Origin of the sequence: Sorangium sp. So ce119 (genome assembly GCF_051524405.1) — a bacterium.
Lineage (GTDB): Bacteria > Myxococcota_A > Polyangia > Polyangiales > Polyangiaceae > Sorangium > Sorangium cellulosum_G.
Genome location: NZ_CP150310.1, coordinates 2,340,291 through 2,365,071 on the forward strand (window position 1 = coordinate 2,340,291; position 24,781 = coordinate 2,365,071).

General features: G+C 73.9%; 13 protein-coding genes. 10 read left to right on the plus strand and 3 right to left on the minus strand.

The features are described 5' to 3' along the window. Positions 1-21: 21 nt before the first annotated feature. Positions 22-2,238, minus strand: coding sequence for a TOMM precursor leader peptide-binding protein (locus WME76_RS09160; protein ID WP_437959777.1), 2,217 nt, complete (start codon positions 2,236-2,238; stop codon positions 22-24). Between the two features lie 24 nt (positions 2,239-2,262). Then, entirely contained in the window at positions 2,263-2,478 is a 216-nt protein-coding gene (locus tag WME76_RS09165) for a hypothetical protein (RefSeq protein ID WP_437959778.1), read from the minus strand. Between the two features lie 49 nt (positions 2,479-2,527). On the opposite strand from WME76_RS09165, the gene WME76_RS09170 reads away from it, so the two are divergent. The 10 genes from WME76_RS09170 to WME76_RS09215 all read left to right on the plus strand — a co-directional run bounded on the left by WME76_RS09170 (position 2,528) and on the right by WME76_RS09215 (position 21,975). Beyond that, positions 2,528-3,601 (plus strand): hypothetical protein, encoded by a 1,074-nt coding sequence (locus WME76_RS09170; RefSeq protein WP_437959779.1) that lies wholly within the window; start codon positions 2,528-2,530, stop codon positions 3,599-3,601. Between the two features lie 22 nt (positions 3,602-3,623). Further along, entirely contained in the window at positions 3,624-5,003 is a 1,380-nt protein-coding gene (locus WME76_RS09175) for a hypothetical protein (RefSeq protein ID WP_437959780.1), read from the plus strand. Further along, positions 5,000-6,385 (plus strand): hypothetical protein, encoded by a 1,386-nt coding sequence (locus WME76_RS09180; RefSeq protein ID WP_437959781.1) that lies wholly within the window; start codon positions 5,000-5,002, stop codon positions 6,383-6,385. The genes WME76_RS09175 and WME76_RS09180 overlap by 4 nt, the downstream gene beginning before the upstream one ends. Continuing rightward, positions 6,382-8,106, plus strand: coding sequence for a CHAT domain-containing protein (locus tag WME76_RS09185; RefSeq protein WP_437959782.1), 1,725 nt, complete (start codon positions 6,382-6,384; stop codon positions 8,104-8,106). The genes WME76_RS09180 and WME76_RS09185 overlap by 4 nt, the downstream gene beginning before the upstream one ends. Then, positions 8,103-9,281 (plus strand): hypothetical protein, encoded by a 1,179-nt coding sequence (locus WME76_RS09190; RefSeq protein ID WP_437959783.1) that lies wholly within the window; start codon positions 8,103-8,105, stop codon positions 9,279-9,281. The genes WME76_RS09185 and WME76_RS09190 overlap by 4 nt, the downstream gene beginning before the upstream one ends. Positions 9,282-9,335: 54 nt before the next feature. Continuing rightward, positions 9,336-13,457, plus strand: coding sequence for a TOMM system kinase/cyclase fusion protein (locus tag WME76_RS09195; protein WP_437959784.1), 4,122 nt, complete (start codon positions 9,336-9,338; stop codon positions 13,455-13,457). Positions 13,458-13,605: 148 nt separating this feature from the next. Continuing rightward, positions 13,606-15,786, plus strand: coding sequence for a glycoside hydrolase family 3 N-terminal domain-containing protein (locus WME76_RS09200; RefSeq protein ID WP_437959785.1), 2,181 nt, complete (start codon positions 13,606-13,608; stop codon positions 15,784-15,786). Positions 15,787-16,005: 219 nt separating this feature from the next. Continuing rightward, on the plus strand, positions 16,006-19,989 hold the full coding sequence (locus tag WME76_RS09205; protein WP_437959786.1) for a DUF2169 domain-containing protein: 3,984 nt from the start codon (positions 16,006-16,008) through the stop codon (positions 19,987-19,989). 11 nt (positions 19,990-20,000) lie between these two features. After that, a complete protein-coding gene (locus WME76_RS09210) occupies positions 20,001-20,765 on the plus strand; it encodes a hypothetical protein (protein WP_437959787.1) in 765 nt (254 codons plus the stop codon). Between the two features lie 31 nt (positions 20,766-20,796). Beyond that, positions 20,797-21,975, plus strand: a complete 1,179-nt coding sequence (locus WME76_RS09215; protein WP_437959788.1) for a cytochrome P450 — start codon at positions 20,797-20,799, stop codon at positions 21,973-21,975. A gap of 41 nt (positions 21,976-22,016) precedes the next feature. On the opposite strand, the gene WME76_RS09220 is transcribed toward WME76_RS09215, so the two are convergent. Then, on the minus strand, positions 22,017-24,275 hold the full coding sequence (locus WME76_RS09220) for a prolyl oligopeptidase family serine peptidase (protein ID WP_437959789.1): 2,259 nt from the start codon (positions 24,273-24,275) through the stop codon (positions 22,017-22,019). Positions 24,276-24,781 lie beyond the last annotated feature (506 nt).

Consider the following 24,781-nt stretch of genomic DNA (forward strand, 5'->3'; position numbering starts at 1 on the left):
CTTCTCCTCGTGCCCCGCCGGTCACATGACGAGGGGCACCGGGTTGAGATCCTCCTCCCGCGTCGGCCGGGGCAGCCAGCCCAGGCGGACCGGGACGTCGTACAGGCGCCCTGGGCCGAAGCGAGGCCAGATGTGCCGCAGCCCGGGGACAACCACCTTCACCGCCGAGAGCCCGGTGTCAGGGCGCGTCTGGTCGAGCACCACCGTCTCCAGCCCGGCGCGGGCGGCGCGCTCGACGCACGCGCGGACATCGTCGCGGAGATCGTCGCCCGGCGCGCCCTCGTAATCGTCGCACCGCCGCGGCGAGGCCCCCTCGGCCGGCTGCACATACGACACGTCGCCGGAGACGACCTCCTGCCACGCGGCGCGCGCGCGATCGCGCGGATCGAAGAGCTGGTTCAGCTCGGTCAGCGCCCGCTGCACCCCGAGACGGGCCTCGAGATGGCAGCCGAAGCCCAGCGTGAGCCGGCCCGTGTCGGCCGCCCGCGCCACCGCGACGAACGCCGGGATGCGCAGGTCGGTCGTGGCGTCCAGCACCCAGAGGCGCCGGCCGAGCGAGCGATAATGCGCCGCCAGCGCCTCGAAATAAGGCTCCTCGAAGCTGCGCAGATCGACCGCGGGCCGCGCCGCGCGGTTGTACCACCAGAGCGCGACCGCATCCCGCTCCACGAGCTCCAGGAAGCCTTGCAGGATCGCCTCCTCGAGGCAGTTGCCCGCCGCGTGGCCGCTCGGGCTCGGCGAGGCAAACCGCTCTTCCGGGGGCACCGGGACGTGGAGATAACAGTACGCGGCCGGCAGGAAGCGCCGCTCGTCGCGCGTCAGCGACCACGCAGGCGCCCAGTCGATCGCCGCGTCCTCGTGGAAGGGGAGCGGGACGGCGCGGCGCGGGTCGTCCGCGGCGGCGCCCGCGGCCCGCCGGCCGCGGTACTGCGCCTCGCTGAAGTTCTGGAGATCGTGGGGATGGATCGCGGCGGCCCCGAGCTCGGCGCGCCGCGCGCGGATCAGCGGCTCGTCGCCCTGGAAGACGGCGCTGTGACGCTCGACCGCCTCGCTCAGCGCGGCGGCGCGCGCCTGCGCGGGCGTCTTGCCCTTGCCGCCGCTCGCGCGGTGAAAGTCGTCGAACGACGGTGAGCCCGCCGCGGGACAGGCGCGATACGTGGCGCCGTACACCGGCCGGAGCGGGTGATCGCGCCCGTCCACGGGCCCGAGGCTGGCGACGATGCCGCTGATCGGGCTGACCAGGTGCAGGGTGCGCGCCAGGGTCTCCTCGGGAGAGGCGATCCGGTGCCCGCCGTCGTCCGTGAACCGCTTCGGACGCCGCTCGAGCCGCACCGGCGCGACCGCGCGCGCCCGCGCGCCCTCCGGATCGCCGCAGGCGGGGCACTGGGGGCGCCGCGCCACGACGTGCTCCGCGGTCCGCGCGGCGGCGAGGTCGAGCGAGATCAGCCGGTCGTCGAGCAGGCCGGCGCCGCCGGCGGCGATCCACCGGGCCACGAGGACGGCCGCCAGATCGAGCGCCGCGGCGCGGGCGGCGGGCAGGCCCACGAGGGGCGGCAGCAGCGGCCCGGCGAGGCCGCGGCGCCGCTCCAGGTAGGCCTCGACGGGGCGGTTGTGCCGCAGGCGGTGCGCCAGGCACGCCCAGCAAGGCCCCGCGCCGGGCCGGAACACGGGCCCGATCCAGGGCTCCACCCCGCCGGGCTTGACCGGCACCCAGCGCACCGCCTCGCGGAGCGCGCGCCGGTTCCACGCGTCGAGCTCGACGGCCAGGTAATCGCTGGTCAGCACGACGACCAGCGCGGGCTCGTCCCCCACCGTGACGCCCGCCGCCGACAGCGCGTCGCAGAGCGCGCCGGCGAGCGCGCCGGGGGCGCGCGGATCGTCTCCGCCGACCGCGATCACCGAGACAGGCGTCGCGGCCAGCCGCTCGGCCGCGCGCCCGGCGCGCTCGCCGAGCGCCTGCCAGAACCCCGCGCGCTCCGGCGCGGGCGCGGGCTCGTCGAGGTAGCCGCGCTCCTCCAGCCGGCCCAGCGCATAGCGGACCTCGGCGGCCGACGCCGCGCCGGAGAGCGCCGCGACGAGCTCGGCCTCGGTCCGGCGCCCGTCGAGCAGCGGCCCGAGGAGGCGGTAGAGCCGACCGCGGAGCATGAACCGCTCCCGCTCGCCGACGAGGAAGACCGTCTCCTCGTCGGCGGGCTCGACGCGCAGGTGGTGCTTTATCGCGAGGCACCTCTCCCCCATGAACGACCCCCCTGCGGGGGCGCTCTAGCACGCGGACCCGAGGCCCGCGCCGCGGCTGCCCCGGACCGGCGCGCCCGGCCGGAGCGCGCTCGCGTCCGCGCGCTCGCGGCCGTGCTGCGCTCGCGGCCGTGCGCTCGCGGCCGCGCGCGCGCCGCAGCCCGACGAGGTGAGGTGGTCCAGCGTCGCGCCGATCGCGGCGCGCAAGACGCCGTCCGCGGTGCGCTCATCCAACGACCTCATGGCGGCACCGGAGCCAGCAAAGCCGTTCAGAGGAGCCATCCGGACCTCGGTGTCGACATCGACGGACGGGCTCGTCGCCGGGCAGGACTTCTCCATCTTCGTCACGGTGCAGAACCCCTTCGAGGCGCCGCTCGCGCTGCGCCGCGTGAGCACCGCGCTGCCCGCCGAGCTCGTCGATGTCGACCGCCGATGGACGGAGCGGCGGATCCGCCAGCTCGAGGACCGGCTCGCCGGCCTCGAGGACGCCGCGCACGCGTTCGCGCCGGGCCGCGCCTCCCTCGGCGCGCGCCTGCGCCGCGCCCTCGGGCGGCTGCTGCGACGGCGCTCGCCCGGGCGCGCCGCCGCGCCGGGCGCGCCCGCGATCGCGCGCGATCTCCGGGGCGCGGGGGGCGCGGCGGCCCTCGCGGCGCTCGAGAGGCCCGCCGACGGCAGCGCCGGCTTCCGCGACCCCGCGCAGGCGGCTCGCGCGTGGGACGGCGACGACGAGGTCGATCCGAGCGCCGCGACCCCGGGGCTCCTCGGCGACGACGCCGGCGCCTTCCGCAGCGCCATCCGGTCGCTGCGGTCGCCGGACCCGCCTGCGGTGCTCCAGGCCGGGAACTCGACGGCGCGGAGCTTCACCGTGCGATCGCGGCGCGCGCTGTGGTTCCGCGCCGCCTCGTACCGGCTGCTCATCGAGGTCGAGTACGAGATCGACGGCGCGAGCAACCTCGACACGATCGAGCACGTCCTCAGGGTGAGCGCGTCGCTCGGGAGCATGATCTGCGGCGCCGTCGCCGGCGGCGTCGGGGGCTGGTTCGCCGCGCGGGGCAGCGCCGCGCCGCTCGACGCCGAGGCCGGCGTCAGCCTGGCCGTGTCGCTCGTCCTGGTCGCCATGGCGGTCGTCCTGCTCGCGCGGAAGAAGGACGTGCAGCCCGTCCTCGCGATCGAGGACTTCTGGGGCGGCGTCGCCGTCGGGTTCCTGATCGCCTACGCGGGCCCCTCGCTCTTCGCGGGCCTCTTCGGCCTGCCCGCGCGGGCGCCGCCCGCGTCGAGCGCGCTCATCCTCGCGGCGGCGCCGCCGGGCTCGTGCGCGATCGGCTGCGCGGCGGCGCAGGCTTTACATCGAGCCCCGCGCCGTTAAGCAGATCGGGAGGGGAGGGGCCGTGTCCACGCTGCGTGCAAGGGCGACCGCCGAGCTCCAGCGCCGCATCGACGTGCTCCCGCGCGACGTCGAGCGGTTCGAGGCGGCCGCCGCGGAGAACGCGCGCGGCTTCGGGATCCACGCGACCCAGGTGCTCGCGCTGAAGATCCTCATGGACGAGCTGATCCAGCGCCAGCGCTGGATCGTGGAGCAGCTCGGCGCGGATCTGTCCGACACCGACTACGCGGACGGCTTCGGCAAGCTCCTCGTCGAGATCGCGGGCGCGCACGGGGTGTGGAGCGTCTTCTCGCAGACGCTCGCGCAGCGGGAGCTGCCGGCGCTCGCCCCCTCGCTCGACGCGGCCGATCTCGTGGCCGCCGACTGTTACCAGGCGTGCATGAACCGGGCGCGCAACTGGGGGCTCATCCCCCGCGAGGCGATGCGCGAGCCGCCGCTGGTCTGCCTGGAGGCGCACTACGGGCCCGTCGCCGTGAGCCGCCAGAACCCGCTGCGCGTCCTCCGCAGCTCGCTCCGGAGCTACCGCGATCTCCGGCTGCCCATCCCGATCGTGCTCCTGCCGGCCGATCAGACCGAGTGCGCCTGGCTCCTGTCCACGCTCTGCCACGAGGTCGGCCACAACGTCGATCAGGATCTCGCGCTCTCGAGCGAGCTGGCCCGGGCGCTGCTCCTCGGCACGGACGGGAAGATCCCGTCGGAGCGACAGGCGATCTGGTTCGGCTGGACCCGGGAGATCCTCGCCGACGCGATCGGCGTGCTGCTCGGCAACGCCGGCCTCGCGCTGGCGCTCGCGTCGTTCCTCCTCGTGGTCGCGCCCGGGAGCCAGCAAGGGGAGCTCGACAGGCTCGATCCGCACCCGCACCCGATGGTCCGCGTGCCGCTGCTCGCCGCGCTCCTGCGGCGGCTCGGGGTCGCGCCGCTCGACGAGGCGGCCGACCGGCTAGATCGGGAATGGCGGGCGCTGCGCGCGCCGGCGTGGGTCGCGCCGTTCCTCGACGACCTCGGCGCGATCGCGGGGACGTTCCTGGAGACGAAGCTCGACGCGCTCGGCGGCCGCGCGCTCGCCGAGCTCCACCCGGACGCCGCGGCCGACGTGCGGCGCGCGGCCCCGCTCGCGCGCTTCCTCGCGAGCGGCGCGCTCCGCCCCGCGCCGGACAGGCCGTCGTACTTCCCCTACCGCCTCGTGCCGATCGCGGCGCAGCTCGCGGTCGCCTCGGAGCCGCCGCCGGCCGATCTCGGCGCCGTCCAGCGGCGGGCGATGGAGTTCTTCGCGGCGATCCCGCGGCCGCCGATGCTCGCGGGCGCGGCGTCGCTGTCCCCGCAGCGCGCGTCGTCCTACGCGCGGCTCGCGCGATCGGTCGACTTCACCGGAGACGGCGCATGACCCCGGCAACGGCCGCGCCGCCCTCCCGGTACCACGAGATCCTCGTGCGCGTCGCGCCGCTCTGCCCCGCGGGGAGGCCCGCGCCGCGGGCGACCGGCGGCCGCGTGTGCCGGCGCTACCACGCGTGGATCTACACGAAGCTCGCGCTCTCCTCCCTGGAGCTCGGCGACCCCGGCGCGGCCGATCCGGGCGTCGCGCCGCCGCCGGCGCCGGAGGTGGGGGGGCTGCCGCTCATCGGGCACGAGGAGATCGCCGTCCACTGGCTGAGCTACGCCGAGTACCTGAGCAGCTTCTACGGCGGCGAGGAGGCCCTGCTCGAGCTGCGGCGCCGCGTCGCCGGGTCGATCTCCCGCGGCCTCCGGGCGCTCTTGCGGCTCCGGCCGCGCGCGCCCCAGCGGCTGCGCATCTGGTGGTCGCCCGAGTCGCCCGAGCTCGAGGACCTGCCCTGGGAGATCCTCTTCCTCGGCGAGCGCCGCCCGCCCTGCCTCTCGATCGTGCGGGGCGATCCGGGGAGGGTCGTGCCGCCGCTCCCGCTGCGGCCAGAGCAGCCGCTGCGCGTCGCCGTTGTCGACCCGACCGGCGGCGCGCCGGCCGCGCTCGCCGACGCGCTGGAGGACCTCGGCCCCGGGATCGAGGTCGCCTGGATCGAGGAGGACGACGCGCGCAAGGCGCTCTCCGTGGCGATCCGCGCGGGCTTCGAGGTGCTCCACGTGGTGGCCGACGGCGCGGCGCCGCTCGGCCTCGAGGGCCTGCTCGAGTTCTCGGGGGACGAGGAGGACACGCTCTCGCCGCTGGAGCTCTCCGCCATGCTGCGCGGGTCGAACGTCACGATCCTCTCGCTCACCCCCCCGGAGATCCCCCGCGTCGGCCACGGCGGCATGCCCACCGTCCACCACGCCTTCGCGCGCTTCTGCCACGACAGCGCCGGCTGCCCCACGATCGCCGCGCAGCTCGGCCCCATGCACCCCCGCGTCTCCCGCGAGTTCTGGCGCGCGTTCTACCAGCGGCTCGCGGCGGCGCTCGACGTGGAGGACGCGATGATGAGCGCGTCGGAGCGCCCCCTGATGACGCCCGTCGTCCTGTTCCTCCGGCACCGCTTCGGCCGGCAGTTCACCCGGCAAGACGACGACACGCGGCGCTCCCCCGCGTGGCCGACGTCCGGCGCGGGCCAGACCCCCGCCGGGGACGTGCCGCTCACGCCCGCGCAGGTGACCGCCGATCTCTCGTGCTCCCGCGATCTGCTCGACGCGGCGAGGACGCTGGAGGCGCGCTACGCGTCGCTCGGGCTCGAGTTCCCCGGCAAGGCGCTCATCGAGCGCGAGAGCCAGCGGCAGGCCGGCCTCGACGAGGCGCTCGAGCAATCGCTGACCGAGGAGACATGAGGAACCCCGAGTTCGTGGTGGACATCGAGCCCGGCGGGGGCTCTCGCCTGCGGCTGTGCGTCCACGCGCGCAACCTCGCGCCGATCGAGGACGAGCTGGAGCGGCCCTTTCCGAGCTTCCCACCCGCGGAGCTCGACGAGCTGCGGAGCGGCTACGGGTCGGAGCAGATGACCGAGTCCATGGCCGATCTGGTCACCGGCTGGCTCCTCCAGAACGACCTCCGCGGCCACCTGGGCACGGCGGTGAACGCGGCGACCCAGCCGTTCCGGATCGTCTTCCGGCCGCACCCGGCGGTGCTCCCGCACCTGAGCGACGTCCCCTTCGAGCTGCTCAAGCTCGACGCCGACCGGCTGGCGCTGCACCCGAGCGTGCGGGGGATCGTCCACACGCAGAAGCGCCACCGCGCGGCGGCGATTCCGCCGACGATGCGCTGGGGCTGGCCCTTCCGCGTGCTGATCGTCCGCACGAACCCGAAGGACCTCGGCGGGTGCGTGCCGCCCGCGCTGCCCCTGCGCGATCGCGTCCTCTCGATCGCGCGCGGGTGCGGGCTCGCCGAGGTGGTGGAGGTCGCCGTGCTGACCAGCGAGGGCGGCGCGGGCAGGCCCGTCACCTACGACGCCCTCCGCGCCGAGCTGCGCAACGCGAGCTATAACCTCCTCGTTTACCTCGGGCACGGCGACCTGCAGGACGTCGGGTTCGAGGGGTTCCCCCCGATCGGCGTCCTCCTGTTCGAGCTCGACGGCAGCGAGTTCGCCAACCCGATCCGCGCCGACCAGATCCGGAGCGAGTTCATGAACCGCCCGGTGCCGGTCGTGGTGCTCGCGGGCTGCCTGACGGCGGGGAGCGAGGTGCTGCGCGAGCGGCTCCCGCAGTGGATGCGCGGCAGCCAGAGCGTGGCGCACGCGCTCATCCACGGCGAGTCCGGCGTGCAGTGCGCGATCGGGATGCGCCACCGGCTGGAGACGACGGACGCCGAGCGCTTCCTCCAGGCGTTCGTCCTCAGCCTGCTCAAGCAGAGCCCCGGCGACGTCGAGCGCGCCGTGCGGGCGGGCCGCGAGGAGATGTTCGCGCAGAAGATCTATCCGCCGAGCTGGTCGGCGCCCGTCCTCTTCCGCGCGCCCGGCACCGAGCCGCTGTTCGACTTCCTGTGCACCGCGCCGACCGCCTACGACCCGCTCGACGAGCACGAGCAGGAGCTCCGCGACAAGGTCTGGAAGACGCTGAGCGAGCTGCCCGCCACGCTGCCCCCGGAGACCCGGCAGTTCTCGAGCGTCATGCTCGACACCGTGGAGTCGGCGTTCCTCGACCGCCGGCGGGAGCGGGGCGCCTCCCTCGTGTGGCCCACGCGGGCCGAGGCGAAGCCCGGCGACACCGTGCAGGTGTCCGTGCAGCTCACGGGCTCGCTCACGGTGTCGCGCCTGGAAGGCCGGCTGTCGTTCGCCGAGGCGATCGCGCCGCGCGCCGCCCGGCCGGGGGCGGCGCTCAAGGCCGCCGGGCTGCGCGCGTACTTCGCGCTCGATCAGCCGGGCGAGGTGCGGTTCTTCGCGTCCAGCCCCGCCGGAGAGCCGGTGACGCTCGGCGCCGGCCCGCTGTTCGAGGCCGATCTGACGCTGCCCGGCATGTTCCCCGCCGTCTACGAACTACGGGTTGACGCCCTCGCGTCCGACCCGAAGATATTCTTGTGTGGGTGGAATAATGCGATCGTGGTGGCTTTGCCATGAGGCCGCGCAGCGCAGAGATCGGCAGGGGACCGACCGGGCCGGAGGACCGTCGGCCACCGCTGCTCGAGGCGCACCCGGAGCTGCTGGCGCTCCTCGACCGGTCCGCGATCTTCCGCCGCGTCGAGGAGCTGTATCGCGTCGAGCTCGACGGCCGGACGCACTACCTGGTGCGGGGAGACACGCTCGGCTCGCGCGAGGATCTGCTCGTCGACGCGCTCGCCCGCGGCGCCGCGCCCGAGGGCGCCGACCCGCTCAGCCGCGCGCTCTTCCTTGAATTGCCCGGGCACCTCCAGGAGGTGATCCGCGGCGCGACGCGATCCGATCCAGAACAACCACCCAGGGGCCAGGGCGCTCCTGGCCGAGGAGACATCGCCATGGCCATCACCGATCCGGTCACCGCACAGAAGGTCGAGGAGCTCAAGACGAGGCTCCCGACGTTCGAGCTCGATGGGAAGCCGATGTATGTCGCGGAGGGCGACCTCCTGCTGGACGAGGGGCAGCTCGCCGACTACGTGCCTCGCGCCGCCAACGTGGAGCCGCCGAACGTGCCCGCCGGCCCCGAGGGAGAGGGGCTGATCGGCGTCCTGCAAGACGGCAAGCTGGTGCGCTGGCCTCCCGGGTTCGTGATCACGTATTGCGTGCTCAGGTCGACCTTCCGGGACGAGGGCGAGTACGCGACGGCGCGCGCCAACATGCTCGCGGCCACGCGCGACTGGGAGGCGACGTGCGGCGTCTCGTTCCGCCACGTCGCCGAGCTCGACGGGCGCGACGGCCGCCCCGAAGAGGTCGTGTTCCCGGTGCGGCGCTTCAACGCCGGCGGGAGGTTCATCGCCGCGGCCTTCTTCCCGCACGAGCCGGCCTCGAGGCGGCAGGTCCTCATCGATCCTTCGTATTTCTCTCCCTCGCTCGGGTTCGACCCCGTCGGCGTGCTCCGGCACGAGCTGGGCCACGTCCTCGGCTTCCGCCACGAGCACATCCGGAGCGGCGCCCCGCCCGTCTGCCCGAGGGAGGACGCGTCGCAGACGCTCGATCTCACGGCCTATGATCCCCGGTCGGTGATGCACTATTACTGCGGCGACGTCGGGAGCCGCGATCTCAGGATCACCGAGCTCGACGTGCAGGGGTCGCAGCGGGTGTACGGCATGCCGCTCTCGAGCTTCCGGATGGTCGCCTGAAGGCCGAGGCGCGCGCCGGCGCGGCGTCGCCAGCTCCAGCCACCGGAGTGCGCCATGAGCAGCCGCGGTGAGGACAAGCTGATCCGAGGCGCCCGCCTCCAGGGCCATTACGAGATCCTGTCCAGGATCGGCGCCGGGGGGTTCGGCACCGTGTTCCAGGCGCGCCAGGTCGCGACGGGCCAGATGGTCGCGGTCAAGGTCCTGAAGCCCGGCGCCCGCGAGGGGGCGGCCTCGAAGCGCGTCGCGCGCTTCCAGCGGGAGATGCGGCTGTGCGCGCGCCTGCACCACACGAACATCGTCGGTCTCGTCGACTCCGGGCGCACGGACGACGGGCAGATCTACCTTGTGTTCGAGTTCGTCCCCGGAAAGAACCTCAGGGAGGTCCTGCGCGAGGAGGGGGCGCTCGATCCGCAGGAGGCGCGCCACCTCATGCTGCAGGTCCTCGACGCGCTCGCGGCCGCGCACGCCCAGGGGATCACGCACCGGGACCTGAAGCCGTCCAACATCATGATCATGCCCACGGGGGCGCGGCGGAACGCGCTCGTGCTCGACTTCGGCATCGGCGCGATCGCCGAGGACGTCGAGGCCGCGGGCGAGGTCACCCTGACGGGCGACGACGAGCTGCTGGGGACCCCGGCGTACGCGGCGCCCGAGCAGCTCCAGGGGGGCGTCGCCACGCCGCGCGCCGACCTCTTCTCGTGGGGGCTCGTCTTCCTGGAGTGCATCACGGGACAGCCGGTCTTCTCCGGGCGGCGGGTGGCGGAGGTGGTGTCCATGCAGCTCGACCCCGAGCCGATCCCGGTGCCCGCCGCGCTGCTCCGCCACCCCGTCGGCCGGCTCCTGTCGCGCGCGCTCACCAAGAAGGTCGAGGCGCGCCAGGTGACCGCCGAGGGCCTGCTGAGGGAGCTCGAGGCGTGCGACCTGAGCGACCTCCCGCGGGGGCTGCGCGCCGGGCCGGAGCCCGGGCCGGGCGCCGCGGCCCGCCCGGCTCCGGAGGCGGCGACGGCGTACGATGACCGCCGCGCGCCGCCCGCGCCGCCGCGCCTCCCGGGCGAAGGAACGGGGCAGCGCCGGCTGCTCACGGCGGTGTGCTGCTGGCTGCAGGTGTCGGCGCCCGAGCGGGACTGCTGCGACGTCGAGGAGCGGGACGAGCTGCTCCGCGCGCAGCAGGAGATCTGCTTCGAGGTCGCCCGGCGCTTCCAGGGGACGGTCGCCGGCGCGCTGGGCGAGCGGGTGCTCCTCTGCTTCGGCCACCCGGTCACGGGCGAGGACGACGCCGAGCGCGCGGCGCGCGCGGCGCTGGAGATCGCGGCGAGGATCGGCGAGCTGGGCCACCTCATCGAGGCCGGGCGGCGGCTCGGCCCGCAGGTCAGGATCGGCGCGCACACGGGGCTCGTGAACGTCCCCGAGGGCGGAGAGACGAGCGCCGGCGGCTCGGGGGCGTGCGTGGGGACGACGGCGAGCGTCGCCGCGCACCTGAGCGGGCTCGCGCAGCCGGGGGCCGTCCTCCTCAGCGGCGACACGCGCCGCCTGCTCCGCGACCGGTTCGTGACGGAGCCGCTGGGGGCCTGCCAGCTCGGCGGCGGCGCCGGGCAGGTCGAGGTCCACCGCGTCGCGGCCGAGCGCCCGTCGATCGAGCCGCGCGTCGCCGCGCTGCCGATGATCGGGCGGACGCACGAGCTCGCGCTGCTCTCGCAGCGCTGGCGCCGCGCCCGGGAGGGGTCCGGGCAGAGCGTGCTCATCACCGGGCAGCCGGGGATCGGCAAGTCGCGCCTTTCGGCGGAGCTCTACCGCGAGATCCGCGGGGAGCCGCACTTCTGGATCGAGTGCCGCTGCGCGCCCGAGAACCGCAGCAGCGCGCTCCGTCCGATCATCGAGGCGCTCGAGCAGCTCGCCGACATCGACGAGCGCCAGACGCCCGAGGAGAAGGCCGGCAAGCTGCGGGCGCTGCTCACGGCGTACGGCTTCCGGCTGAGCGACACGATGCCGCTGCTCGCGTCGCTGCTCTCGATCCCGGCGGGCGACGACCCCGCGCCGCTCGACCTGGGCCCGCGGCGCCGGAAGAAGCTGACGCTGGGCGCGCTCGTCTCGCTGCTGATCGAGATGGCGGAGCGGCGGCCGGTGCTGTTCCTGGTCGAGGATCTCCAGTGGGCGGACCCGACGACGCTCGAGCTCCTGACGCGGCTCCTGCCCGAGGTGGCGGCGGCCCGCGTCTGCGTGCTGCTCACGGCGCGGCCCGAGTTCTCACCGCCGTGGCCGCTGGCGGGCACGCTGCAGATCCAGCTCAGCGCCCTGGAGAGCGGCCAGGTCGCGGCGCTGATCGCCAGCATCGCCGCGGGGAAGGAGCTCCCGCCCCGGGTCGTCGAGCGGGTGATCGAGCAGGCCGAGGGCGTGCCGCTCTTCGTCGAGGAGCTCACGCGCGCGGTGATCGAGTCGGGCGCGTCGGTGGACGAGCGCGCGGCGCTGGGGCCGCTGATGACCGAGCGCCCGTCGTGCGCGCTGTCGATCCCGACGCCGCTCCGGGCGTCGCTCACGGCGCGCCTGGACCGGCTGGGGCGCGCGCGGGAGACGGCGCAGCTCGCCTCGGCGCTGGGGCGCGAGTTCAGCGCGAAGCTGCTGGCCGAGATCAGCGCGCTCGACGAGGCCGCGGTCCAGGAGGATCTCGACCGGCTCGTCGCCGCGGACATCCTGTTCCTGAGGCGTCGGGCGCGGCAGTCGACCTACGTCTTCCGGCATGTCCTGCTCCGGGACGCGGCGTACGAGTCGCTGCCGAGGCGGGCGCGCCAGCGCGCGCACGCGCGCATCGCGCGGGCGCTGGAGGAGCGCTTCCCCGAGATCGCCGCGGAGCGGCCGGGGCTCCTCGCGATGCACCACGCGAGGGCGGAGCAGAAGCGGGAGGCGATCGCCTACGGCCGGGCGGCGGCGCGCCGCGCGCTCCACCGATCGATGAACGCGGAGGCGCTCGCGGCGGCGTTCCAGGCGATCTCCTGGCTGGACGCCCTCGAGGAGCCGCGCGAGCGCGCCGAGGTGGAGCTCGATCTCAACCAGATCACGATCGCCGCCGTGGCGTCGATCCGGAGCTTCGCGGCGGAGGAGGTCGACTCGGCGGTGCGGCGCTCTCAGCAGCTCATCGAGCGCGTCGGCGACGGGTCGCACGCCCTCGCGATGCTGTGGGCGCGGTTCAACCACCGCTGGAAGCGGGGCGACGCCGAGCAGGCGCACGCGCTGGCGCAGCAGTACGTCGCCCTGAGCGAGCGCGCCGGCGACGCGCAGCACGCGATCGCGGCGCACCTGGCGCTGGGGCGGTCGCTCCTGATCGCCGCGCGGCTCGACGAGGCGCAGGCTGCCCTGGAGCGGGCGGTCGCGCTGTACGACCCGGCGCAGCACCGCGGGTCCGCGCGCGTGTTCGGCGTCGATCTCGCGGTCGGCGCCCAGGTCGCGCTCGCGGCGGTCCTCTGGTCGAAGGGGTACCTGGAGCGCTCGGCGGCGTGGCTGAGGAGCGCCGACGAGGCCGCCGGGGCGCTGCAGGACGTGGGCACCACCTGCCACCAGCTCGTCCACGCGGCCATGGTGCATCACTGCCGGCGAGACCGCGACGCGATCGCGAGCGCGGCGCAGCGGCTCTTCGGGCTCGCCGAGCCCCTCGGGCTGACGCAGTGGCTGACGTTCGGCGGGCTGCTGCGGGCGTGGATCGAGCGGGACGTGGAGGGCGCGGATCGGCTGCTCGCGGACATGCGCGCGGCCGGCATGGGGCAGCCCTATCCGCGCTGGGGCTCGCTCGCCGCGGAGTCGGAGATGGATCTCGGCCGCTTCGACGCGGCGCTGGCGCGGATCGACCGGTGCCTCGCCGCGGCGGGGGTGGTCCAGGAGCGCCGCTGCGTCGCGGAGCTCCACCGCCTGAAGGGCGACTGCCTGCGCGGGCTGGGGGAAGAGCGCGCGGCCGAGCGCAGCTACCGGGAGGCGATCGAGCTCGCGCGGGGCCAGGGCGCGCGGTCGCCCGAGCTGCGCGCGTCGCTCCACCTCGCGCGTCTGATCGAGGGCGAGGGGCGGTACGGCGAGATCCACGACGCGCTGGCGCGCGCGCTCCGCGGGTTCCCCGAGGGGCGCGGGTGGAGCGAGCTCGCCGCGGCCGAGGCGGTGATGGGCGAGGCGGCGAGCAAGCTCGCGGCCGCGTGAGGGGGAGTCGAGCGCGCGCGGCGCGCAGATCGCCTGTCGGTTCATCGCGCGTGATCGACGTCTCCCGAGCCAACGCGGCGGGAGGCCCGGTCTTGCGACGGTGGACGGACCTGTTATCGTGCGCGCCTCATCCCGCTCAGGAGAACTCATGAACGACGCTCCCCTCTACAGAGATGCCCGGCAGCCCGTGGACAGGCGGGTGGAAGACCTCCTGAGTCGGATGACCCTGGACGAGAAGGTGGGACAGCTCATGCAGCTCGACGCCCAGGGAGATCTCGAGGACGCGATCGGGCGCATGAAGGTCGGCAGTCTGCTGCACTGCAACGGCAAGGACGCGGACGCGGCGATACGGCGCGCGCTCGGCACGCGGCTCGGCATTCCGGTGCTGATGGCCGACGACGGGATTCACGGCCACTCCTTCTGGGCGGGCGCCACGATCTTCCCCACGCAGCTCGGCATGGCGTGCAGCTGGGACCCGGGGCTGCTGGAGCAGGTCGCGCGGGTGACCGCCGTCGAGATGCGGGCGACCGGGCTCAAGTGGACGTTCTCTCCGGTCCTGTGCCTCACGCGCGATCTCCGCTGGGGCAGGGTGGGGGAGACCTTCGGCGAGGATCCCTACCTGATCGGCGAGCTCGCCTGCGCGATGGTCAAGGGCTATCAGGGCAAGGGCCTCGACGATCCGGACGCGGTGCTGGCCACGGCCAAGCACTACGCGGGGTATTCGGAGACGCTGGGCGGCCGCGACGCCTCGGAGGCGAACATCTCGCGTCGTTACCTGCGCTCGTATTTCTTGCCGCCCTTCGAGCGGGCCGCGCAGAGCGGCTGCATGGCGTTCATGACGGGATATCAGTCGATGGACGGGATCCCGGCCACCGCGAACCGCTGGCTCCTCACCGAGGTGCTCAAGGAGGAGTGGGGCTTCAAGGGCATCGTCGTGACCGACTGGAACAACGTGGCCAACCTCGTGCTCGATCAGAAGGTCTGCAAGGACATGGCCGAGGCGGCCGCGGTGGCGGTCCGCAGCGGCAACGATCTGATGATGGCGACCCCGCAGTTCTACGAGGGGGCCCAGGAGGCGGTGCGCCGCGGGCTCCTGGCCGAGCCGGAGATCGACGCGGTGGTGCGGCGCGTCCTCTCGCTCAAGTTCTCGCTGGGGCTCTTCGAGGACCCCGGGTACAGCAGCGAGCGGCGGATCAAGGAGGTCATCGGGTGCGCGGCCCACCGGGATCTGAACCTGGAGGTGGCGCGGGCGTCGCTGGTGCTGCTCAAGAACGACGGCCTCTTGCCGCTCGCGGCCGGCGCGGCGCCGCTCCGGCGGATCGCGGTGATCGGCCCCAACGCGGACGACCCGATCGCCCAGCTCGGCGACTGGTCGCTCGGGTCGGGCCAGATGAGCGGCGGCAACGGCCCTCAGCACCCGCGCTCGAGCATCGTGACGATCGTGGACGGGATACGGGAGCTCGCGCCCGCGGGGTGCGAGGTGGTCCACGCCGCAGGCTGTTCGGTGGTCAGCGAGGACGAGTCGGGCATCGCGGCGGCGGTCGAGCTGGCGCGGGGCGCCGACGTGGTGGTCCTCGTCGTCGGCGATCGCATCGAGTTCATCGGCGAGACGAAGAGCACGGCGACGCTCGAGCTGATGGGCGGGCAGCGGGCCCTGGCGGACGCGATCGCCCGGGCGGGGGTGCCCACGGTGGTGGTCCTGGTCAACAGCAAGCCGCTGGTCCTGCCGCGCTCGGTGCTCGGCGCGGCGGCCATCTTCGAGGCGTTCAACCCGGGGATGATGGGCGGGCGGGCGGTGGCCGAGGCGCTCTTCGGGCAGCTCAACCCCTCTGGCAAGCTGACGATCTCGTTCCCCTATCACGTGGGCCAGCAGCCGGTGTTCTACAACCAGGCCCGCGGCCAGCACGGGAGCCGTTACGCCGACCTCACGCAGGAGCCGGCGTTCGCCTTCGGCTTCGGCCTGAGCTACACGCGCTTCGCGTATGCCGACCTGAAGGTCCTGACGCCCAGCGTGGCGCGGGACGGCACGGCCTCCTTCGAGGTGACGGTCACCAATACGGGCGGGCGCGAGGGCGTCGAGATCGTCCAGCTCTACATCGAGGATCTCGTGACGTCGTCCACGTGGGCGCTGAAGGAGCTCAAGGCGTTCCGCCGCCTGACCCTCGCCCCGGGCGAGGCGCGCACGGTGCGCTTCGACGTCCCCGCCTCGGAGCTCTCCCTGCTCGACGCCGAGGGGCGCCGCGTGGTGGAGCCGGGGGATTTCCGCGTCCACATCGGCGCGTCGTCTCGACCGCAGGACCTGGTGAGCGCCGGCTTCGCCGTGGCGTGACGGCGAGGGACCTCGTACCGGGTGGCCCAGGTTCTTCTCTTGATCATGAGAGAATGAACCCCAGAGGCACAGAGGGCACAGAGGGAGAGAAGAGAGAAAGATAAAATATTCTCTCTTCTCTGTCTCTCTCTTCTCTCTCCCTCTGTGCCCTCTGTGCCTCTGTGGTTCAAATTCTTCTCCCATCAAGGAACCAGCCTCGGCTAGGGTGGCGCGCCGCCCATGCAGCTCATCTCCCTGTGCCCCCTGGCAGCGTCGACGTTGCTCTGGCGAACGGCGAACGGCCCGTGTGTCACCGTCGCCGTGAAGGCGACCTTCCAGCTCTCGCCCGACGACGTCGCCGCGCTGGCCGCGCCGCTGCCGCTCTTCCACGACGTCTTCCACGAGCAGAACGCGGGGCGGAGCCTCTATGTCGCCTCGGACGCCGTGCCGCACAAGCCGCGCGCGGACGTCCTGCTCACCGGCAGCGCGTACGCCCCGCTGGGCCAGCACGTGAGCCACCGGTGGGTGCGCCTCGCGGTCTTCGATGCGCAAGGGCAGGTGCCCGCGGTCGACAAGCGGCTCCAGGTCGTGGGCGAGCGGCAGCGCGATCCGGCGACCGGCCAGGCGACGACGCCGACCCCGTTCTCCCGGCTGCCCGTGCGCTACGAGCTCGCCTTCGGCGGCGCCCGCTGCCCCGAGAACCCCGTCGGCAGGGGGGCCGACCCCGCCGACCTCCGGCTGCCGAGCCTCCTGAACCCCGCCGCGCCGGACACCCCCGACGGCTTCGGGCCCCTCTCCAGCGCCTGGCCCCAGCGGCGGCGCGCGCTCGGCGCGTGGGATCCCGCGAAGCTCCTGCTGCCCGTGCCAGAGCTGCCGACCGCCATGGACTGGGGCTACTTCAACGCTGCCCCGCGCGACCAGCAGATACCCTATCTCCGAGGGGACGAGTGGATCCTGCTCGAAGGCCTCCACCCCACGGCCGCTCAGGTGCGCTCTCGCCTGCCCGGGCTGAGGGCGCGCGTGCTCCTCCGCGCCCCGCGCCTCGTCGACCCCGCCGGCGTCGAGCTCACCGTCCGCTGCGACACGCTCTGGATCGACGCCGACGCGCTCCGGTGCACCCTGACGTGGCGCGCGTCCCTGGCCGTCGCCGAGCGCGCCCTGGAGATGGTCGAGCGCGGCAGCGTCCTGGTGACGCTCGCGCTCCCCGGCGAGCGCGTGGCGTGGCCCGCGCCCGAGCCAGCCGCCGCGGCGGCGCCGCCGGTGGGCGCGACGACGGCGCCGCTGCCGGAGGGCGTGAGGCCGCCTGCCGTCGCGCGGCCGTCGCTCCCGATCTCCGAGCCGGATCCGTCGGCTGCCCGCGGCATGAGCGCCGAGGAGTGGGCCGCGCGCGGCGCGGGCGCGGAGCCGGGCCGCCCGTCGCTCGACCTGACGCAGACGCGCCCCCTGGATCCCGCCGCGTTCGCCGAGGCGCTCCTGGCGTTCGACCCGGCGCCGCCCGGCGCCGTCGCCCCGGAGGCCCCCGGGGCGAGGCCCGGCGCGACGGAGGCCGCTGGGGCGAGACCCGGCGCGACGGAGGCGCCGGGAGGCGCGGGCGCGGCCTCCGCGGCGAGGCCCGGCGCCGCGGAGGCGGCCGGCGGCGCGGGCGCCCCGCCGGCGTCGCGGGCGTCCGGGCAGCCTCCGGTGCTCGTCGAGACGCGCGAGTTCAACCTGCAGGACGTGCTGCGCGGCGCCCGCCAGGAGGACGCGCCGTTCCCGCTCGCGCCGCCGCCTGCGGCGCAGGCCGAGGGCGCGCGGGCCCCGGCCGAGGTCTCGCTCGAGGCCCTCCGGCAGGCGTTCCCCGCAATGGCCGCGCACATCGCGGCGCACGGCGGCGCGCCGCTGCCCACGGCCACGCTCCCGCTGCCGGAGCCGGAGCCGTCGAAGCCGACAAGCGAGGATCTCGCCGGCTCGCCCGACCTGCCGCCGCCCGCGAGGGCGACCGAGCACGTCCCGATCCTGAACCTCACCCCGTTCGCCGCGTTCACCGTCCCGTGGCAGGCCCGGCCGCCGAGGGACTCGCTCACCGTCGTGGTCAAGGGCACCTTCGACCTCGTGCCCGGGGCGCCGGCGGCGATCGCGGCCGAGCAGGAGCTCCCCGGCGGCGACGTCCACGTCGACGACGACCCCGAGAAGAGCCTCCGCTACCCGTCCGATTTCGCGATCTTCAAGCCGAAGGCCGACGTCCTGCTGGTCGGGCACGCGCACCGCGCGAGCGCCGGCGACGCCGCGGCGCTCGTCCGGCTGCGCCTCGGCGACGCGCTCGACCGCTCCGTCGCGGCCATCGGCCCGCGCCGCTGGGACGCGCTCGGCGCGCCCACCGCGCCCGAGCCGTGGGACCGCATCCCGCTCCGCTTCGAGAGCGCCTTCGGCGGCGCCGGGTATGGCGCGAACCCCGTGGGGACCGGGCACGGCGCGCGGGCGGGCGGCGCGCTGCCGTCGCTCGAGCAGCCGGACAGGCTGATCCGCTCGTCGGGCGACAGGCCCTCTCCCGCGTGCTTCGCGCCGATCGCGGCGACGTGGAGCGATCGACTCAAGAAGATCGGCTCTTACGGCGATCGCTGGAGGAAGACGCGCTGGCCGTTCTTTCCCGACGACTTCGACTGGACGTTCTTCAACGCCGCCCCCGCCGAGCAGCAGATCGCCTATCCGCGGGGAGACGAGCCCTTCGAGCTCTGGTCCGTGCGCCCGGAGGGTGAGGTCGTCCGCGGGCGATTGCCCGAGCTGCGCGTGCGCGTGTTCAAGCAGGCCACGGAGAAGGCCGGCGGCGGGTTCTCCGAGGTGCCGATGCGGCTCGACACCGTGTGGTTCGACGCCGACGCGCTCCGGCTCGTGCTGGTCTGGCGGGGCCTGCTCGACGTCGCCGACGAGGACGCCTCCGAGATCGCGTCGCTGTTCGTCGTGAGCGAGCCGATGGCGAAGGGCGGGGCGAAGAGCGAGCCGACGGCGAAGCGCGACGCGCGGGCGCGCTTCTTCGCGGAGCTGGCGGCGCGCGAGGCGGCCGAGGCGCCGGCCGCGGGCGAGGAGGGGGCGGCGAACGACACTGCGGCCGAGGAGGGCGACTCGGCCCTCGACGCGCGCATCGCCGAGGCGCTCGCCCAGGCGCGCGCGCGGCGGCGCGCCGCGGTCGGGGGCGGCGCGGCCGCGGCGGCGGCGGTGGCCGGGGCGGCCGCGGAGGCCGCCGCGGAGCCGGCGGCGGCGGCAGCGCCGGCGGAAGGCGACGCCCCGCCGCGCGAGGCAGCGCCCGCCGATCCCGTGGAGGCGCCGCCGCCTGCCGGACGCGACGCGGTCCTCGAGCTCCTCCGCCTTGGCGAGCCGCTCGCCGGCGTGGATCTGACCGGCATCGACCTCTCCGGCGCGGACCTCGCCGGGGCCGACCTGAGCGGCGTCATCCTGAAGCGGGCGAACCTCCGGGGCGCCCGCCTGGACGGCGCGCGGCTCGTCGAGGCCGTCCTCGCCGAGGCCGACGCCGAGGGCGCGCGCTTCGATGGCGCCGACCTCACCCGGGCCGACCTCACCGGCGCCAACCTCGAGGCCGCGCGCCTCGCCGGCGCCGTCCTGGAGCTCGCGGCGGCGGGGGCGGCACGCTGCGCGGGCGCCGCCTTCGAGGGCATCCGGGCGCCCGGCGCCAGCTTCGCCGGGGCCACGCTCACGGGGGCCTGCTTCGACCGCGCGGACCTCACGGGCGCCGAGATGATGCAGGCCGCCATCGACGGGGCGAGCTTCCGCGACGCGACGCTCGACGATGTGAAGATTTACGGTGCGACGGGAACGCGCGTCACCCTCGATGGGGCCTCGCTCGCCGACCTCCGCGCCGACGACGTGGTGCTCCGGAGCGGCTCGTTCCGCCGCGCGAGCGGCCCGGGCTCCGTGTGGGAGGGCGCCGACCTCACCGAGGCCGTCTTCGCGGGCGCGGCGCTCCGGGAGGCGAGCTTCACCCGGGCGACGCTCGACGGGGCCGTCTTCGACGCCGCCGACCTCGTCGACGGCCGCTTCCGCAAGGCGCGGCTCCGCGGCGCGCGCCTGCGCCAGGCGAACCTGATGCGCGCTGCCTTCGACGGCGCCGACCTCGAGGGGGCCGACCTGCGCGGCGCCAACCTGTACCAGGCCGAGACATGGAAGGCGCGCACCGCCGAGGCGCGCCTCGCGGAGGCGTTCACGGCGGGGACCAAGCTGGAGGAGCGATGATGGGAGTCGACATGCTGAACCTCCTCCTCCGCCTCTCCCCGCTCCGCCCCTCCGTCCGCGTCGAGGTCCTCCGGCGGAGCGACTTCACCGACCCGCGCCTGCGCGAGCTCCACGCGCTCTCGAACGCGCTGATGGCCGAGGACTTCGACCATTTCCGCGTCCACGCCCACACCAACGACGTCGTCCACGTCTTTCGCCGCGCCGACACGGGCGCGATCGTCGGGTTCCAGTTCTGGAAGACCGCGCCGCTGGCCTTGCCCCGCGGCCTGGCCATCGTCGGCGGCAAGCTGCGGATCGCGCCCGAGTTCCGCACCCGCGGGCTGCACCTCGTCTCGGGCCTCCTGTTCCTGATCGACACGAAGCGCCGCGCGCCGCGGGCCCGCCTGTACCGGCTCTCCATCGCCAGCCTGTTCGGGTTCGTCGCGATCACCGAGGCGCTCGCGCGCTACCAGATCTTCGACCCGGGGCGGCGGGGCACGGTGGAGGACGAGGCGGTGCGCGCGGCGTTCCTCCAGCTCGCCGGCGAGAGCGACTTTCGCGTCGACGAGGAGACGGGCCTCTTCTTCGTCAACATCTTCATGACCGAGGACACGCTGCGCCGCTATCCGCCGCGCTACTTCGACCGTCCGGCCGCGAAGCGCTACGCCGCGGTCAACCCCGGCTTCCGCGCGAACGGCTGTTATGCCGGCTTCTGGTTCCGCTTCACGCGCGACAACCTCCTCGCCGTGACCCGCGCGATCGTGACGAGGCAATTCCGCGCGGCCGCCGCCCGTTGATCTGCCGCCGGCGCGTCGATAGCGTCTCACGATGGACGACAGCGAGCCTCTCTCCATCCTCGATCTCTCCGTGACTCAGCCGTATCCGCAGTGGGCGAGGGCCAGGGCGGAGACCCCGGTCCAGCGCTTCGACGCCTCGTCGATCAACCCCGCGCCCACGTTCGTCGTGTCCCGGTACGAGGACGCCGAGCGGGTGCTGCGCGACGCCGGGACGTTCTCGAGCTCGATCAACAACGAGGTCGTCGGCAAGTACATGGGCGAGTTCATGCTGGGCATGGACGGCAAGGAGCACCGCCAGTACCGCAACCTGGTGGCGCACGCGTTCCGCGCCTCCGTGCTCGATCGGTGGGACGACGCGCTGGTGCGGCCCACCCTTCACGCGCTCCTCGACGGCATCGCGCCCGCCGGGCGCGCCGAGCTCATGCGCGATGTCGTCCTCAAGTATCCTGTTCAGGTCATCTGCGGTATCGTCGGCGTGCCGCTCCAGGATCAGGAGCAGTTCGCGCGGTGGTCCGAGGACGTCGCGCAGGGCCCGCTCGACCCGCCGCGGGGCCTCGCGTCGTCGCAGGCGATGCGGCGCTACCTCGCCGACATCATCGAGGCCCGCCGGCGCGAGCCCGCGGGCGATCTCATCAGCGAGCTCCTGGCCGCCGAGATCGACGGCCAGCGCCTCACCGAGGAGAAGATCTACGGCCTGCTCCTCCTGCTGCTGCCCGCCGGCGCCGAGACGACGTTCCGGGCGCTGGGCAACGCGCTCGCCGCGCTGCTCACCCGCCCGGCGATGATGGCGCAGGTGGTCGCCGACCGGTCGCTGGTCCCCGCCGTCATCGAGGAGACGCTGCGCTGGGAGACGAGCGTCACCCTGGTCTCCCGCGTGGCCACGCGAGACACGGAGATCGCGGGGTGCCCCATCCCCGCCGGCGCGGCCCTCCGCGTCGTCACGGGCTCGGCCGGCCGCGACGAGGCCCGCTACGAGGCGGCCGACGCCTTCCGCCTCGACCGGCCGCCGCAGCCGCACCTCGCGTTCGGCACCGGCCCGCACCAGTGCCTCGGCCTGCACCTCGCGCGCCTCGAGATGCGCGTCGGGCTCAACGCGATCTTCGATCGGCTCCCGGACCTGCGCCTCGACCCGGCCGCGCCGGCGCCGGAGATCAAGGGCTTCGCGTTCCGCGGCCCCGACGCGCTCCACGTCCTGTTCGAGCCGTCCTGACGCCTCGAGCGCCCCCCTCGAGGCGTCAGGACCCTGGTTTGCTACTGGCTCTCGAAGACGCGGTAAAGGTAGGTCGTGTTCAGCGCCTGGAGGAACGAATACGTCGCGGGATCGGCGGAGCCCGCGTGTCCGCCCTTCTCACCCTCGTAGAAGTAGAAGGGGATGTTCATCTCCTTCAGGCGCGCGGCCATCTTGCGCGCGTGGGCGGGGTGGACGCGATCGTCGGTCGTGGTCGTCGTGAACAGGATCGGCGGATACGCCACGCCGGCCTCGATGTTGTGGTACGGCGAGTAGGCCCGGATGATCTCGGCCATCTCGGGATCTTCGGGGTTGCCGTACTCGCCCATCCAGCTCGCCCCTGCGCCGATCTCGTGATAGCGCAGCATGTCGAGCAGCGGGACCTGGCACGAGACGGCGCCGAAGAGATCGGGCCGCTGCATCGTGACGGCGCCGACCAGGAGGCCGCCGTTGCTCCCGCCCTGGATCGCCAGGTGCGCGGGGGAGGTGACGCCCTTCTCGATCAGGTCCTCGGCGATCGCGATGAAGTCGTCGTACGACCGCTGCTTGTTCTCGAGGAGCGCGGCCTGGTGCCACGCGGGCCCGAACTCCCCGCCGCCGCGGATGTTGGCGGCCACGTAGACGCCGCCCTCCTCGAGCCAGTGCTTGCCCGTGAGCCCCAGGTAGTACGGCGACAGGGTGTACTCGAACCCGCCATAGCCGTAGAGGAGCGTGGGGTTCTTGCCGTCCGCGGCCGCCGCCCTGGGCTTGACGATGAAATACGGCACCTTGGTGCCGTCCTTGCTCGTCGCGGTGTCCTGCGAGACCTCGAACGGCGACGCGTCGAACAGCGCGGGATACGCGCTGATCTCCGTCACATCGTACGAGTCGCCCTCGGGCCTCACCTGGTACACCGTGGTGGGCTGGAGGAAGCTCCGGAACGTGACATACGCGTCATCCATGCGCGGATCCGCGGTGACCTCGGCGGTCCCGAGCGGCGGGATCGGGATCGGCTTCGAGGTCCACGCGCCCTCCGCGTACGTGAACGAGAGGATCTCGGAAGCGACGTCGTGGAGCTGGGTGACGAGGATGCCCTCCCTCGACTTCGCGAGCCCGACGAACGCGCTCCGCTCGTCGGGCGCGTACACGAGCTCCGCTGTCGCCTCGGCGTCGTCCGGCGCGACGGAGGCCAGAGAGCCGGACTTCAGCGTCGTGCCGGAGACGGTCCAGTCCGAGGCGAGCCGGACCAGCAGCTTGCCCTGGAAGAGATCCCAGAGCGTGGCGTCCTGGGGCACCTCGATCTTCACCGGGACATCGTCGCTCCCCAGCACGTAGTTGTCCGCGTGATAGAAGTCGACGTAGCTCGTGATGATCATGAGGCTCGATCCGTCGACGTCGTGGACGCTCGCGCCGGCGGAGAGGACGCTGTCCTTCGCCGACTCGAAGACGAGCTTCGCTTCGGAGAGCGGGGTGCCCCGGCGCCAGATCTTCACGCGCCGCGGGTAGCCCGAGGTCGTGAGCGAGTCCTCGTCGGCGCCGTGCGCGATGAGGAGGGTATCCTCGTCGCTCCACGCGGCATAGGACTTCGCCTCGGGCAGGGTGAAGCCGCCCGCCACGAACGCCTTCGTGGTCTTGTCGAACTCGCGGATCACGGTGGCGTCCTTGCCGCCCCGTGAGAGCGAGATCAGGCACATGTCGGTGTCGTTGTAGTAGCAGTCCGCTCCCGCGTAGACCCAGTCCTCGTCCTCCGCGGTGGCGATCTGGTCGACGTCGAGCAGCACATCCCACGCGGGATTGCCGGCCAGGCAGGCCTCCGCCGCCGTCCGGCGCCACACCCCGCGCGGGTTCGTCGCGTCCTGCTTGAACTGGTAGACGAAGCCGTCCGGCTCGGGGATGCACCGGAGCGGCGGCTCCTTCGTCCGCTCGCGGTAGTGATCCTCGTAGAGCGAGGTGAACGGCTCCCCCTCGGTGAGGGCGTCGAGCGTCGCCTGGTTGGTCTCCCTCACCCACTCGAGCGACTCGTCGGAGGTCGCGTCTTCCAGCCACGTATACGGGTCTTCGCCGCCAGTCCCCGTGGCGCCCCCCGACCCCGTGGCGCCTCCCGACCCCGTGGCGCCCCCGGTGCCCCCCGCGCCCCCGGTGCCGCTCGCTCCTCCGCCGCTACCGCCGTCTCCGCCGGTTCCCGTAGCCGCCGAGCCCGATGCCTGCTCGCCGTCGTCGCCGCAAGCGACGAGCGCGCTGCTCGCGATCGCCGACACGATGATCCAGGCAGCGAACCCTGCCCTGGGTGTCCAGTTAACCATGGATGGATAATCTCCCTGTGAGAAGGCAAACATCCTCTCATGGGCGAGCGTACCACGTCGGAGAGAGCAACTTCCTGACGCCCTGTGACGAGGCTGAGGCATCCTCTCGAAATCTTCAGAAAATTCACAGGGAGGCGGGGAGGCGGGGAGGGAAATCTTCAAATACTCCCCGTCTCCCCGCCTCCCTGTTCAATTTTCCCGCTGAAAATGGCTGCACAAGGAGGGGGACTCCGTGGGTGACGAGGAGGAGACTCGCGGCTTCGACCTGCAACCCTTGCCTGATCTGGAGGACGTGGCGAGTCCAGATGTCCTGTGATCGGCCCTGCGGAGGACCGAGCCTCGAGGGCGCCGCGCCGGTGTGGCCTGCGGGCCCGCCCGCCACGCGTCGCCGCGCGGCTGCCTCGCACGCAGCACAGCGCCCGCAGGTTGCTGCCTGCGCAGCAGGCGAGCCGCCGGGCGTACCGGCGCTGCCCGACGGCGCCCGGACGCTCGCGCCAGGCGAATCG